The organism is Mesorhizobium sp. M1295, from assembly GCF_040318135.1.
GTDB lineage: Bacteria > Pseudomonadota > Alphaproteobacteria > Rhizobiales > Rhizobiaceae > Mesorhizobium.
This window is the reverse complement of record NZ_JAMYLU010000006.1, coordinates 175,842-188,463: the sequence shown is the minus strand read 5'-3', so window position 1 is coordinate 188,463 and position 12,622 is coordinate 175,842. Positions and strand designations below refer to the sequence as shown.

Here is a 12,622-nt window from a genome sequence, read left to right as displayed (position 1 = left end):
CGGCTCTAGTTTTGCCTGAGCCATTTGAGCACTTCCTTGCTCGGATACCCGTCCTGGGTCAAGCCGGCCTTTGCCTGGAAGGCCATGATGGCGGTTTTCGATCCGTCACCGATCTTGCCATCGAACTTGCCGTCGTAATAGCCGTGCTCGGAAAGTCGCTTCTGAAGCTCCTGCCTTTCCTCGAAGGAGAGCTTGGTAAACGGTCGCTTCCAGTCCTGCACAAGCCCGCCATAGCCGGCGATTTCGTCGGCAAGAAGGCCCACGGCGAGCGCATATTTGTCGGCATTGTTGTAGCGCTTGATGACCGAGAAATTCTTGATCATCAGGAAAGCCGGCCCGCCCCGGCCACCGGGCAGCTTCAACGTCGCCTTGTCCCCACCGTTCTTGAATGGCTTGCCGTTGGCACGGGTGACGCCAAGCGCCTGCCATTGCGACAGCGACTTCGAGCCCCCGGGCAGCTTCTTGCCGTCCGGAAGGCTGACCTCATAACCCCAGGTCTTGCCTGCCTGCCAGCCGTTCTTCCTCAGCAAATTGGCGGCTGTCGCCAGTGCGTCGGGAATCGAATTCCAGATGTCGCGCTTGCCGTTGCCGTCCATATCGACCGCATAGGACAGGTAGCTGGTGGGGATGAACTGGGTATGACCCATCGCGCCGGCCCAAGAGCCGCTGAGATGGCTTTCGTCGATGTCGCCGGTCTGCAGGATCTTCAGCGCCGCGATCAGCTGGGTGCGGGCAAATTTCGCGCGCTTCGGGTCGGCATAACCAAGCGTCGCCAGCGAGCGCACGACATTGCGCATGATGTCATCGCGCTTGAGGGTTTCGCCGTAGTTCGACTCCATCGACCAGATGGCCAGCAGGATGTAGCGGTCGACGCCATATCTTGCCTCGATCCTGTCCAGCCACGGCTTCCATTTCCTTGCCATCTGCTGGCCGACGGCGACCGACTGGTCATGGACGCGGTTGTCGAAATAATCCCAGGCGGGTGCGGTGAATTCGGGTTGAGTACGGGCCTTTTCCAGCACCATCGGATCAGCATCGCTGATGCCCTTGAATGCCTGGTCGTAGACGGAGCCGGAAACGCCGCTCGCCACGGCGGTAGCACGGAAGCTGGCGACCCATTGGCGGAAGCCGGCATCGGCAAAAGCCGGCCCGCTGGGCATGAGCAAGGCAAGCGAGAGGCTGGCGGCCGTCAGGACGCTGGTGAAGCGCCTTGCGACGTTGCGAACGGACATCTTTTCCTCCTTCTTTATCTCAGGAAGACTATTCATCGCCGAACCCGGTTAGCATTTGGTTTACCATAGGTGCCGTCCGGGATGAAAAGATGCGTCGACGCTTTACCAGCTGAGATTTCTGTCCCGTCGTTCAGTAATGCTCGATTTCGGCATGAAAATGTCTCGAATCGGGATTGCCGAACCGGCATGCAAATGGATAATTGGCACATGAAGAGAGTTCGCAAGGCAGTATTCCCGGTTGCCGGTCTCGGCACGCGCTTTCTCCCCGCCACCAAGGCCATTCCCAAGGAAATGCTGACGGTCGTCGACAGGCCGGTCATCCAGTATGTGGTCGATGAGGCGCGCGAAGCCGGGATCGAGCATTTCATCTTCGTGACCGGCCGCAACAAGGCGGTCATCGAGGATCACTTCGATGTCCAGTTCGAGCTCTACGACACGCTTGCGCAGCGTGGCAAGGATGATCAGCTCGCCCGCCTGCAGCGGCTGCAGCCGGCGCCGGGGCAGACCAGCTTCACCCGCCAGCAGGTGCCGCTCGGCCTTGGCCACGCCGTCTGGTGCGCGCGCGAGCTTGTCGGCGACGAGCCCTTTGCGCTGCTGTTGCCCGACATGATCATGCAGTCGGAAAAAAGCTGCATGAAGGACATGGTCGAGCTTTACGCCGAGACCGGCAACAACATCGTCGCCGTGCAGGAATGCGATCCCGCCGAGGCGCACAAATACGGCATTGTCGGCCGTGGCGAGGACGCCCATCACGGTTTCAGCATCACCGGCATGGTGGAAAAGCCGAAGACCGGCACCGCGCCGTCGAACCTCTTCATCAACGGGCGCTATATCCTGCAGCCGGAGATATTCAAGATACTCGAAGGCCAGGAAAAAGGCGCCGGCAACGAGATCCAGCTCACCGATGCAATGCTGAAGCTGCAGAAGCAACAGCCCTTCTACGGCTACCACTACCGCGGGCGGACGTTCGACTGCGGCTCGCCCGAAGGCTTCGTCGAGGCCAACGTTGCCTTCGCACTGTGGCGCAGCGACATGAATGCAAGCATGGCCGGTGTCATTCGCACGCTTCTCGACGAACTCGCGCCGTCAGAACGCCGCGGCGTAGCCTTCTAGCTTCAACACCGGTTCGCGCTGACTGGCTAAAGTGCGCCGCATTCGACCAGCCTTATGCGATGCGCTTTAGGTTCTTGTTTTATGCATGTCGTTATCGCAAAACCGCTGCACACTTTTGCGCGACATGCATTAGCGCTGCAACTTCAAGCCGACGAAGATACTGTTGGCCGTGTAGTCGCGTCCAACCAGGTTGCTGGTCAGTTTTTCAGTCCTGACGCGGGTGGTGAGCCCGGCATAGCGGTTCAGCCACCATGTCAGCCCAGCCTCGGCGCTCAGCGTCAAATCATGATCGTCGGAGCCGGTATAGTCGCGCCATTCAACGCCGAGAGCGGCATTTCCGGTCAGGTTGGCGCGGATTTGCCGCTCGCCGGTGAGGCTGCTGGAATAGAGCATGTCGCCGCTTTCGCCCGCGTTCGTCGTGTTCTCGGCGGTCGTCTGTGCGGTGAGGCCGATCGTGGTGCCGCGTTCCGGCGACCATTTGAGATCGGCATTAACCGTCGCGCCCGAAATCGCCGGCAGGGCGTTGTCGTCGATAGCTTCGCGCAACCAGCCGACCGAGAACTCGCCGGTAAGCTTCTCGCGGAGATCGAGCTCGACGCCGGCCCGTGCGCCAAGCCGCGTCGAGGAGCGCTGGAAGCCGTTTGGATCGACGCGCAAATCATAAGCGCGCCGGCCGACCTCGATTTCGGTGAACGGAGTGATGGCAGGCGAGATCTCGTAGCCGGTGCGCAAAATGGCCGTATAGAGCGTCGAGTCGCGGCCCTTCTGCGACAGCGATCCCCCCGACGAAAGCTTGGCGTCACCAAAGATGTCGTGCTCGACCGCGCCGGTCAGCGCGAAGCGCATCTTTCCCGCATCCTTCTCGACGGCGAGGCTGCCGCTCACGGTCTGGCGCACCGGCTGCCCAACGGCGCCGACGATGGCGTCCGGCGCCGAGGCCGATTCGGGCACGGCCTCGTAGCCAAGTTTGGCGATGGCGCGCAGATCATTGTCGAGATCGATGTTGAGCGTGCCGTCGACGCGGCCTTGCGCCTCGTGAACGTCATAGCCGGACAACGTCTCGCGGAAGATGCCATAGCCCTCAATCGTCGCCGAATTCTCCCGCCAGTCGGAGACGGCGTTGAAGCGCAGCGTCGTTTCCGACAGCAATGCCGGCTTGCCGAGGCTGCTCGAATCGGCGTTTGTTGAATACGTCAGGCCTTGCTCGAGCGTCGGCCGGATCACGAAGGAGCCGAGCTGGATGCCGGTGGCGGCGAACGGGTCGTCCTCGTTCTTCTTGTCCTGGCCTTCGATGGCTTCGGTGCGCTCGGCGCCGGGGTCGAGCTTGAGCCTTTCGGCGGAATCGATGGTCACCGCACGGCGGTTGGCCGTATCCTGCTCGTCTATGGCGGCGGTGTCGGTGTCGTCGGTCGTCGGCGTCGCTGCAGTCGCAGTGGCGCCTCTCTTGCGCTTCTTGTTGTCCACGGCCTCATCTTTGGCCTTGCCTTCTTCGACGGCGCGTTGCGTTGCGCTCGGCCGCCGTCGTGGCGGCGGAGCAGGGTCGGCAAACGGGTCGTCGCTGGCCGCTGGTGGATCGAAAGTGCCGCCGGTTGTGGCCGCCGCCTCGCCCGTGCCGTCGTCAGGCAAGGCCCCCGGGCTGGCCGGACGATAGGTAGGCAGCGGCGTATCGTCGTTGGCGGTTGCAGCAGCCATGCCCAACTGCCTGATCCTGTACTGCTGGTCGTCCAGGATTGTCGATTCCGAAACCTCACCGCGCAGCTCGGTTTCCTGGGCGCAAAGCAGTGCCGGACGCGACAACGCAAGGACACTGGTTGCCAGCAGCAAAGCGCAAACCGCCTTGCCCTTTCGTCCTATTTTGTTTTGAGGCTGAAACCCGGACATCGGCACCACTGCTTGCGCGGCGCACGCGCGCCATACTTACGAAACCGTAAATGGGGATGGTTAACGGAGCGTTGAGGGATCGCCCGCCAAGGTGTTCTGGGCGGCAATTCCGTTGGACAGGCGCGCGCCGAAGCGCTAATCGCATCGTCCATGGACGTGAAATCCCCAGACAGGAAGCCGCTCGACGAGCAGGCCGCGATTGCCTCGGCGCTGAGAACGGTGGCGACAGAGCAGGCCGGCGTCGCGGCACTGGCAGACGCGCTCGAAAACGGGCTGGCCGAGCCGTTCGCACGGGCAGTCGACATGGTGTCGCAGATCGATGGCCGCGTCATCGTCACCGGGGTCGGCAAAAGCGGCCATATCGGCTCGAAGATCGCCGCAACGCTCGCTTCGACCGGCACGCCGGCCTTCTTCGTCCACCCTGCCGAAGCCAATCACGGCGACCTCGGCATGATCGCTCGGAACGACGCCATCATCGCCCTGTCGTGGTCGGGGGAAAGCCTCGAGCTCAAGGGCATCATCGCCTATTCCAGGCGCTTCTCGATCCCGCTGGTCGCGGTCACCGCCGGCGAAAAATCGGCTCTGGCGCGTGCGGCCGACGTGGTGCTTCTGCTGCCGCGAGCCCCGGAAGCCTGTCCGCACGGCCTTGCGCCGACGACCTCGACGCTGCTGCAAATGGTGATGGGCGATGCGCTGGCCATCGCGTTGCTCGAGGCGCGCGGCTTCACCCCGGACCATTTCCGAACGTTCCATCCCGGCGGCCAGCTCGGAGCCAACCTGACGCAGATCCGCGAGATCATGCATGTCGGCGACAGGCTGCCTCTGGTGTCGTCCGGCACCGGCATGCGCGAGGCGATCCTCGAATTGTCGCGCAAGGGGTTTGGCTGCGTGGCGGTCACTTCGGCGGACGGCAAGCTGATCGGCATCATCACCGATGGCGACATCAGGCGCCATATCGGCAGCGATCTTCTGGCCATGAGCGTCGATCAGGTGATGACCAGAGAGCCAAAAATGGCGGCGCCCGACACACTGGTTGCGACGGCGCTGCAGACGATCAACGATTCTGCCATTACCAGCCTGATGGTGGTCGAAGGCAGACGGCCGATCGGGCTCGTCCATCTGCACGACCTGCTGCGCATCGGTGCTGCCTAGCGGGCTTCTAGACTGCCTCGACCGTCAGTTCCAGGTCGGTGTCGGCGGCACCGGTCACGCGCACCTGCGTGCCGGCCGGCAGGTCAGGGCCGGAGACGCGCCACAACGTGTCGCCGAGCTTGATGCGGCCGCGCCCATCCTTGATCGGCTCGGCAAGGGTCGCCGTCCGGCCGACCATCTGCGCGCCGCGCCGGTTGAGCAGCGGCTGGTCGGTTTCCTCATGCCGCCCGCCCACCAGCCGCTTGCCGACATAGGCCGAGACCAGCGACAGCGCGAGGAAGGCGAGGACCTGGACCTGCCAGCTCCAGAAACCGGCGTCCCAGATGAGCAGCGAGACGACGCCGATCAACAGCGCGGCAATGCCGATCCACAGCATGAAAATGCCCGGCGCGACGACCTCCATCACCAGCAGGACGAAGCCGAGGACCATCCAGCTCCACGGACCGAGTTCGGAAATGATGCGATCGAACATGGCCTCAGGTCTCGCTGGGACGAACCACGGGCGGGCGGGCCTGTCGTGCTGGACTGGCGGTGCCTTCGCCCTTGAAAACTTCCCTGGCGATTTCACCAATGCCGCCGAGCGTGCCGATCAGTGAGGAAGCCTCTATCGGCATCAGCACGAGTTTGCTGTTTGTCGCTGCACCGATCCTGGTCAGCGCTTCGGTGTATTTCAGCGCGACAAAGTAGTTGAGCGCCTGCACGTCACCCTTGGAAATCGCCTCCGATACCACCTGCGTGGCGCGTGCTTCAGCCTCCGCCGAGCGCTCGCGCGCCTCGGCATCGCGGAAGGCGGCTTCCTTGCGGCCCTCGGCCTCCAGGATCTGCGATTGCTTGAGGCCTTCGGCGGCGAGGATCTGGGCGCGCTTGTTGCGCTCGGCCATCATCTGGCGGCCCATCGATTCGACGAGATTGGCCGGTGGATTGATGTCCTTGATCTCGACACGGGTGATCTTGATACCCCAGGGGTGCGCGGCCTCATCAACGACGCGCAGCAGGCGCTCGTTGATGGCATCACGGTTTGACAACAGCTCGTCGAGGTCCATCGAGCCCATCACGGTGCGGATGTTGGTCATCGTCAAATTGAGGATAGCGTTCTGCAGGCCGGCGACCTGGTAGGCGGCCTGCGCCGCGTTGAGCACCTGATAGAAGGCAACGCCGTCGACGGCCACGGTGGCGTTGTCGCGGGTGATGATCTCCTGGGTCGGAACGTCGAGCACCTGCTCCATCATGTTCATCTTGGCGCCGATACGGTCGACGAAGGGCACGATGAGGTTGAGGCCCGGGCTCAATGTCTTGGTGTAACGGCCAAAGCGTTCGACGGTATAATTGTAGCCTTGCGGAATTGTCCGGATGCCCTTGAAAAGCACCAGCACGACAAGGGCGACAAGAACAAGAAGCGCAATATCGAAACCACTGAAACCCATTTTGGCTCTCCCCTCAAAGGCCATGTTGGACATTGCCACGCGGCCGATTCCACCAAACACTTAAGTGTGTTTCAGCAATGTTACAATCAGGTGATCACGGATTGCGGGTGCATGGACGGCGGGATCCATTCAAGCCCAGCCGGACAGCTCGCGCCGCACCATTGCCTCGATCACCGCCATGCCCTCTGCACTGTCGTTGAGGCAAGGGATGTGCGCGAACTTTTCGCCGCCGGCATGGTGGAAGGTCTCGGCCGCTTCCCTGCCGATCTCGTCCAGCGTCTCGATGCAATCGACGGAAAAGCCCGGATTGACGATGGCGACCGATTTCACGCCTTCGCGCCCCAGTCTTTCGACTGTCTTGTCGGTGTAGGGTTGCAGCCATTCCTGCGCGCCGAAGCGCGACTGGAAGGTGGTGATCAGCTTGTTCTCATCCCAGCCGAGCTTTTCGCGCAGCAGCCGCGTCGTCTCCAGGCAATGCGCCTGGTAGGGATCGCCCTTGTCGGAGTAGGATTTCGGAATACCGTGATAGGAGGCGATGACGATTTCCGGATCGAAGTCGAGGCTCGCCAGATGCCCTTCGATCGAACGGGCGAGCCCCTCGATATAGGCCGGCTCGTTGTAATAGGGGGGCACGCTGCGAATGGCCGGGGCGCGGCGCATCTTCATCAGCGCGCGAAACAACTGGTCGTTGGCGGTCGCAGTCGTCGTCGCCGAATATTGCGGATAGAGCGGGAAAGACAGGATGCGGTCGCAGCCTTGCTCGACCAGTCTGTTGGCCACGCTCTCGGTCGAAGGGTTGCCGTAGCGCATCGCCCAATCGACGATCACATGGGATAAATCGCCGAGCGCAAGCCCGAGTTTCTCGGACTGGGCACGGGTATAGGTGCGCAGCGGCGACTCGTTGCGCTCCCGGTTCCATATCCTGGCATAGTTGGCGCCCGACTTCTTCGGCCGGGTGGTGAGGACCAGGCCGTAGAGGATCGGATACCAGACCGCCTTGTTGAGTTCGATGACGCGCGGATCGGACAGAAATTCCCTGAGATAGCGCCACATCGGCTTGAAGTCGGTGCCGTCCGGGGTGCCGAGATTGATCAGCATGACACCGACCTTGCCTGTCCCGACCGGAGGGTGTCCTGCCGGGAGCGCGCCGGCGGTCGTTTCGGCTTTGCTTTCAGCAGGGTTGGCAAGCGTCATGGGGTTCTCCAACACCGCGAAACCAGCGGTGCCGCGGCGAAGGTAGCGATGCCGCGCCGGTTTTCAAATGCAGCGTCTGGCCGCACCTTATCCCAGAAATGCAGCACCCGCCCGGTTTGCCGGGCGGGTGCATTGCGTTCCTGCGGCCGGATTACTTCGAGGCCGCCGGGATAGTCAAGGTTGCGCCGACCGGCAGCCGGCGTGGCTCGTAGGCTTTGTTGGCATCGAAGATCATTTTCCATTTGGTACCGTCGCCATAGGCCTTCACCGCGAGATCCCAATAGGTATCGCCGGCGACGATTACATGGCTGCTTTCGGCCGGTGCCGGCTCAGCCGGCTTGGCGGGCTCGGCAGGTTTTGCCGGCTCACTTGGGGCCGGTTCACTCGGGGCCGGCTGACTCGGGGCAGGCGCCGTCTCGGCCGGTTTGGCCGGTACAGCCGGAGCAGGGGTGGCCGGAGCCGGTGTGGCCGGAGCCGCAGGTGCCGCCGGCTGGGCCGGCTCGGCGGGTGCGGGGGCCGCCGGCGCGGTTTCAGCCGGGACGGCCGGTGGTGTTTTGGAAATGTCGCCGGAGCCGGCCGGCATTTCGGGCATTGCCGGCTCAGCAGGCTTTATCGGCGCTGCCTCAGCAGGTTTTGGCGGTTCGGCCGGGTTGGCTGGTTCCGCGGCCGGGGCTCCGGTCGCGGCGATCTCGGTGATGCGGCCGTCGAGCTTCGGCGTATAGGGCCGGTGCGCGCCGAGGTAATCGGCGACGACCTGTTCCAGCCCCGGGCCGTAATCATAGGCGTTCTTGGCCTTCTCGGCGAATACCTTGTAGCCGTCACCGCCCTGGCGGACATAGTTGTTGGTGGCGACCAGATAGTCCTTGTCCGGTTTGATCGGCGTCCAGGCGCCGCCTTCCATGACCTCGACCGATTTGACGCGTCCATTAGGCGGCGCCGATTTGTCGAACGCATATTTCAGGCCGGCAACCTGCGGGAAGCGCCCGGCGCCGTCCTCGACCTGACTGAGGCCGCTTTCCAGGCCGGCAACCAGATCCTTGCCGGTGATCTGGAAGGTCGCCAGCGTGTTCTGAAACGGCAGCACAGTGAGAACCTCGCCCATGGTGACGGTGCCTTGGTCGATCGAGGCGCGCAAGCCGCCGCCATTCGAGATGACGATCTCGACACCTTGGCCCTTGACCCGGTCGAGGACGGCGTCGGAGACCAGATTGCCCATCTCGCATTCGCGGGCGCGGCAGTTTTCGCGGCTGCCGTCGATCGCCTTGGTGGTCTCGGCGACTTCCTTGTTCTTCAAAGCCTCGATCGGGGCGCCGAGTTCCTTGATGCGGGCAAGCACGGCGGGGTCGGGCGTGATCGATTGTCGAGATGAATGGGATCGCCGCTTGCCTCTTTGACGACGCCATTGTCGTCGAAGACGACCTTGAACTCGCCGAGATATTTCGAATAGGACGCCGCCTGCACGACCGGCACTTTGTAGCCGTCCGGATTGTCGACCATCGTCGGATAAGGGCCTTCCGCCTTGGGGTCGGTGTTGGACAGCAGCGAGTGGCTGTGGCCGCCGACCACCACGTCGACGCCCGGGATCTTGGCGATCACGTCGCGTTCTCGCTTGTAGCCGATATGGGTGACCGCGATGATCTTGTTGACGCCCTCTCGCTTCAGTTTCTCGACCTCGGCGGTGATCGACTTGACGTCGTCCTCGATGGCGATGTTCGGGCCAGGCGTGGCAAGCTCCGGCGTGTCGTTGGTGACCGCGCCGACGATGCCGATCTTCTGGCCGCCGACCTCGACCACGATCGACGGCTTGACGCGGTCGCCGAGCTTGGATTGCGCATTGGCCTTCACATTGGCGCCGAGCACCGGAAACTGGATCATGTCGAGGAACGGCGCCAGCGCCGACTCGCCATCGTCGAACTCATGGTTGCCGACCACCTCGGCATCGAATTTCATCTGGTTGAGGAATTCGCCTTCGGTCTTGCCCTTGTAGGTCGTGTAGAAGAGCGAGCCCTGGAAATTGTCGCCGGCGCTGAGCAGCAGCACGTTCTGGCCTTGCAGCTTCTTGCGCTCCTGCGCGATCGCGGTGACCAGGCGGCCGGCGCCGCCGACGCATTCGCCCTTGGTCTCCTCCTCGGCCGAGCAGGTCGATTCATACTTGTTGTTGCTCTCGATGCGGCTGTGCCAGTCGTTGATGTGCAGGATGTTCAGCGTGTAGTCGGCAAAGGATACGCCTGCCGACAGGCCAAGCGCCGATGCCGACAGCGCGGCGATGGCAGCGATCTTCTTCATTCTCGTCTCCCGGATAACTTGAGTACAGCGCCGCGCGTCATTTGGGACGCGCAAAGTACCAATTTTATTTTGCGCATGATCCTTTCCGAAAATCGACTCCGATTTTCGGGGTCATGCGCAGACGCGTTTAAAGCTCTTGTTTGACTGGGATGTAACAGCCCTCTCGGGCCATGTTCACATCGCGTTTCAGTCGATGCAAGCGGAAATCGGCATCAGCTTTGCCGGCGTAAAAAGGCTTTGCCGGCGTAAAAAGCGGCGGCTTGAAGCCGCCGCCCTTTTGCAAAGTCAATTCGGAATCGGATTTCAGGTGCGCCTGGTCAGCACAAAATTCTGCCCGCTCGCGCTGGTGCAATTGAGCTGGCTTGTGGAGACCATCAGGCAGTTGAAGCTGATCGGCGTCTGGCGGATCAACGAAGTGCCATGGATCTCGACCGAGGTGCCGCCGGTCATGGTGTAGCTGCCATCGGCAAGCTTCTGGCCGGTGTCGGTTGCGACGGTCGCGAAGCTGCCGCCCTTGAAGGTGGACAAGCCCGTGCCCTGCGCGTCGATCCAGGAGCCTTCAACCCCTTTGGCCGTGATCACCGGCGGCTCGCCTGGGCCGGTTGTGGTGCAGGCCGCCAACGCGACCGTAGCGGCCGCGGCAATGCCAGCCGAAAGCAGTCTTTGCGCGATCGTCATCTTCAAAATCCTCTCCTCTCGCATCGGCCCGAAAATCGATCCGATTTTCGGAAAGCACGATGCTCACATTCAAAGTGCTAGAGCGTACTTTGTGCGTCCAAATGGACGCACGTCGCTCTAGGCCGCTCCTCTTCAATCGCCCGATTTCCGGGCGATTGCAAGCTGGCGGAGTGTCGACGCAACGCTGCTATCGAACGAGGATGTTGCGGAATTGCCACGGGTCTTTGGTGTCGAGGTCCTCGGAAAACAGACCAGGTCGATTGTCGAGCGGTGTCCAGTCGGTATAATAGCTCCTGACCGGCCCGAGATATGGGTTCTGCACGTCGAGGCAGCGCTTGTAATCCATCTCGTCGGCTTCGACGATGCCGGCCTCGGGATTTTCCAGCGCCCAAACCATGCCGGCCAGCACCGCCGACGTGACCTGCATGCCGGTGGCGTTCTGGTAGGGCGCCAGCTTGCGCGCCTCGGCCAGCGACAACTGCGAGCCGTACCAGTAGGCGTTCTTGGCGTGACCGTAGAGCAGCACGCCGAGTTCGTCGATGCCATCGACCAGTTCGTTTTCGTCGAGCACGTGATGCACGGGCTGAGCCTCGCCGGCGGCACCGAACATCTCGTGCAGTGACAGCACGGCGTCGTTGCAGGGATGATAGGCGTAATGGCAGGTCGGCCGGTACTGCACCTTGCCCTTCTTGCCGCGCAAGGTGAAGAAATCGGCAATTGAAATCGCCTCATTATGCGTCACCAGGAAGCCGTATTGCTGACCGGGCGTCGGGCACCATGTGCGCACGCGCGTGTTGGCGCCGGGCTGCTCCAGAAAGATCGCGGCCTTCGAGCCGTTCTTGTGTTTTTTGGCGTTCTTCGGCATCCACGTCTCATGCGTGCCCCAACCGAGCTCGGCCGGCTGCAGGCCTTCCGAAATGAAGCCTTCGACCGACCAGGTGTTCCAGAACACGTTCATCGGCTTGGGTTTCTTGGTGCGCTGGGTGTCGCGCTCGGCGATATGGATGCCCTTGACGCCGGCTTTCTTCATCAGCCTGGCCCAGCCTTCGCGATCGTGCTGCGCGGGCTCCGAGAAATCGAGGCCAAGATCTGTGGCGAGGTTGACCAGCGCCTGCTTGACGAACCACGAGACCATGCCCGGATTGGCGCCGCAGCACGAGATCGCCGTGGTGCCGCCTGGGTTCTTCGCGATTTCAGTACGCACCGTCTCGCGCAGCGCATAGTTGGTGCGTGAGGCATTGTCGGCCTTTTCGTCGAAATAAAAGCCGAGCCAGGGCTCGACCACCGTGTCGATATAGAGGACGCCAAGCTTGCGGCAGAGCTTCATGAGTTCGAGCGAGGAAGTGTCGACCGACAGGTTGACGCAAAAGCCCTGGCCGCCGCCATTGGTCAAAAGCGGTGTCAGCAGCTTCTTGTAGTTCTTCTTGGTCACCGCGTCCTGCATGAAGGTGATGCCGCGCTCGTCGAGCAATTTGCGGTCGGTGTTGCGCGGGTCGATGACCGTCATGCGCGACTTGTCGAATTTGAAATGGCGCTCGATCAGCGGCAGCGTTCCCCGTCCGATCGAGCCGAAGCCGATCATCACCACAGGGCCGGTGATCTCACCGTAAACGGGCCAGTTTTCATTCGCCATTTATCGATTACTCCCTCAAAAAACGCTTC

General features: G+C 62.3%; 9 protein-coding genes and 1 pseudogene. 2 read left to right on the top strand and 8 right to left on the bottom strand.

The genetic code is table 11. The annotated features are described in order from the left end of the window. Nucleotides 1-5 precede the first annotated feature (5 nt). A complete protein-coding gene (locus tag NKH29_RS11575; RefSeq protein ID WP_023719093.1) occupies nucleotides 6-1,232 on the bottom strand; it encodes a lytic murein transglycosylase in 1,227 nt (408 codons plus the stop codon). Nucleotides 1,233-1,439: 207 nt separating this feature from the next. On the opposite strand from NKH29_RS11575, the gene galU reads away from it, so the two are divergent. Continuing rightward, nucleotides 1,440-2,345: a UTP--glucose-1-phosphate uridylyltransferase GalU gene (gene galU, locus NKH29_RS11570; protein WP_023719094.1), complete on the top strand. Its 906-nt coding sequence runs from the start codon at nucleotides 1,440-1,442 to the stop codon at nucleotides 2,343-2,345. Between the two features lie 129 nt (nucleotides 2,346-2,474). Here the strand turns inward: galU and NKH29_RS11565 are convergent, their stop codons facing one another. Then, entirely contained in the window at nucleotides 2,475-4,226 is a 1,752-nt protein-coding gene (locus NKH29_RS11565) for an outer membrane beta-barrel protein (protein ID WP_352999617.1), read from the bottom strand. Between the two features lie 150 nt (nucleotides 4,227-4,376). Between NKH29_RS11565 and NKH29_RS11560 the strand changes: the two genes are divergently transcribed. Beyond that, nucleotides 4,377-5,378, top strand: a complete 1,002-nt coding sequence (locus NKH29_RS11560) for a KpsF/GutQ family sugar-phosphate isomerase (protein WP_023719096.1) — start codon at nucleotides 4,377-4,379, stop codon at nucleotides 5,376-5,378. Nucleotides 5,379-5,385: 7 nt separating this feature from the next. Here NKH29_RS11560 and NKH29_RS11555 read toward each other — a convergent pair whose 3' ends face one another. The 6 genes and pseudogenes from NKH29_RS11555 to NKH29_RS11530 form a co-directional block, all read right to left on the bottom strand. Further along, a complete protein-coding gene (locus tag NKH29_RS11555) occupies nucleotides 5,386-5,850 on the bottom strand; it encodes an NfeD family protein (protein ID WP_023719097.1) in 465 nt (154 codons plus the stop codon). Between the two features lie 4 nt (nucleotides 5,851-5,854). Continuing rightward, nucleotides 5,855-6,802 carry an SPFH domain-containing protein gene (locus tag NKH29_RS11550; protein ID WP_023719098.1) on the bottom strand — a complete coding sequence of 316 codons (948 nt, stop codon included), beginning with the start codon at nucleotides 6,800-6,802 and terminating at the stop codon, nucleotides 5,855-5,857. A 129-nt stretch (nucleotides 6,803-6,931) separates the two neighbouring features. Continuing rightward, nucleotides 6,932-7,996 carry a ferrochelatase gene (hemH, locus tag NKH29_RS11545; RefSeq protein ID WP_023719099.1) on the bottom strand — a complete coding sequence of 355 codons (1,065 nt, stop codon included), beginning with the start codon at nucleotides 7,994-7,996 and terminating at the stop codon, nucleotides 6,932-6,934. A 151-nt stretch (nucleotides 7,997-8,147) separates the two neighbouring features. Next, nucleotides 8,148-10,282 (bottom strand): annotated as a pseudogene (locus tag NKH29_RS11540) (5'-nucleotidase C-terminal domain-containing protein). Between the two features lie 303 nt (nucleotides 10,283-10,585). Continuing rightward, on the bottom strand, nucleotides 10,586-10,960 hold the full coding sequence (gene omp10, locus NKH29_RS11535) for an outer membrane lipoprotein Omp10 (protein WP_023720183.1): 375 nt from the start codon (nucleotides 10,958-10,960) through the stop codon (nucleotides 10,586-10,588). Between the two features lie 187 nt (nucleotides 10,961-11,147). Then, nucleotides 11,148-12,593 carry a homospermidine synthase gene (locus tag NKH29_RS11530; RefSeq protein ID WP_352999615.1) on the bottom strand — a complete coding sequence of 482 codons (1,446 nt, stop codon included), beginning with the start codon at nucleotides 12,591-12,593 and terminating at the stop codon, nucleotides 11,148-11,150. Nucleotides 12,594-12,622 lie beyond the last annotated feature (29 nt).

Excerpts from the sequence above, each read along its gene's own strand:
- NKH29_RS11575 (WP_023719093.1), bottom strand. The coding sequence starts at position 1,232 with ATGTCCGTTCGCAACGTCGCAAGGCGCTTCACCAGCGTCCTGACGGCC.
- galU (WP_023719094.1), top strand. The coding sequence starts at position 1,440 with ATGAAGAGAGTTCGCAAGGCAGTATTCCCGGTTGCCGGTCTCGGCACG.
- NKH29_RS11565 (WP_352999617.1), bottom strand. The coding sequence starts at position 4,226 with ATGTCCGGGTTTCAGCCTCAAAACAAAATAGGACGAAAGGGCAAGGCG.
- NKH29_RS11560 (WP_023719096.1), top strand. The coding sequence starts at position 4,377 with ATGGACGTGAAATCCCCAGACAGGAAGCCGCTCGACGAGCAGGCCGCG.
- NKH29_RS11555 (WP_023719097.1), bottom strand. The coding sequence starts at position 5,850 with ATGTTCGATCGCATCATTTCCGAACTCGGTCCGTGGAGCTGGATGGTC.
- NKH29_RS11550 (WP_023719098.1), bottom strand. The coding sequence starts at position 6,802 with ATGGGTTTCAGTGGTTTCGATATTGCGCTTCTTGTTCTTGTCGCCCTT.
- hemH (WP_023719099.1), bottom strand. The coding sequence starts at position 7,996 with ATGACGCTTGCCAACCCTGCTGAAAGCAAAGCCGAAACGACCGCCGGC.
- omp10 (WP_023720183.1), bottom strand. The coding sequence starts at position 10,960 with ATGACGATCGCGCAAAGACTGCTTTCGGCTGGCATTGCCGCGGCCGCT.
- NKH29_RS11530 (WP_352999615.1), bottom strand. The coding sequence starts at position 12,593 with ATGGCGAATGAAAACTGGCCCGTTTACGGTGAGATCACCGGCCCTGTG.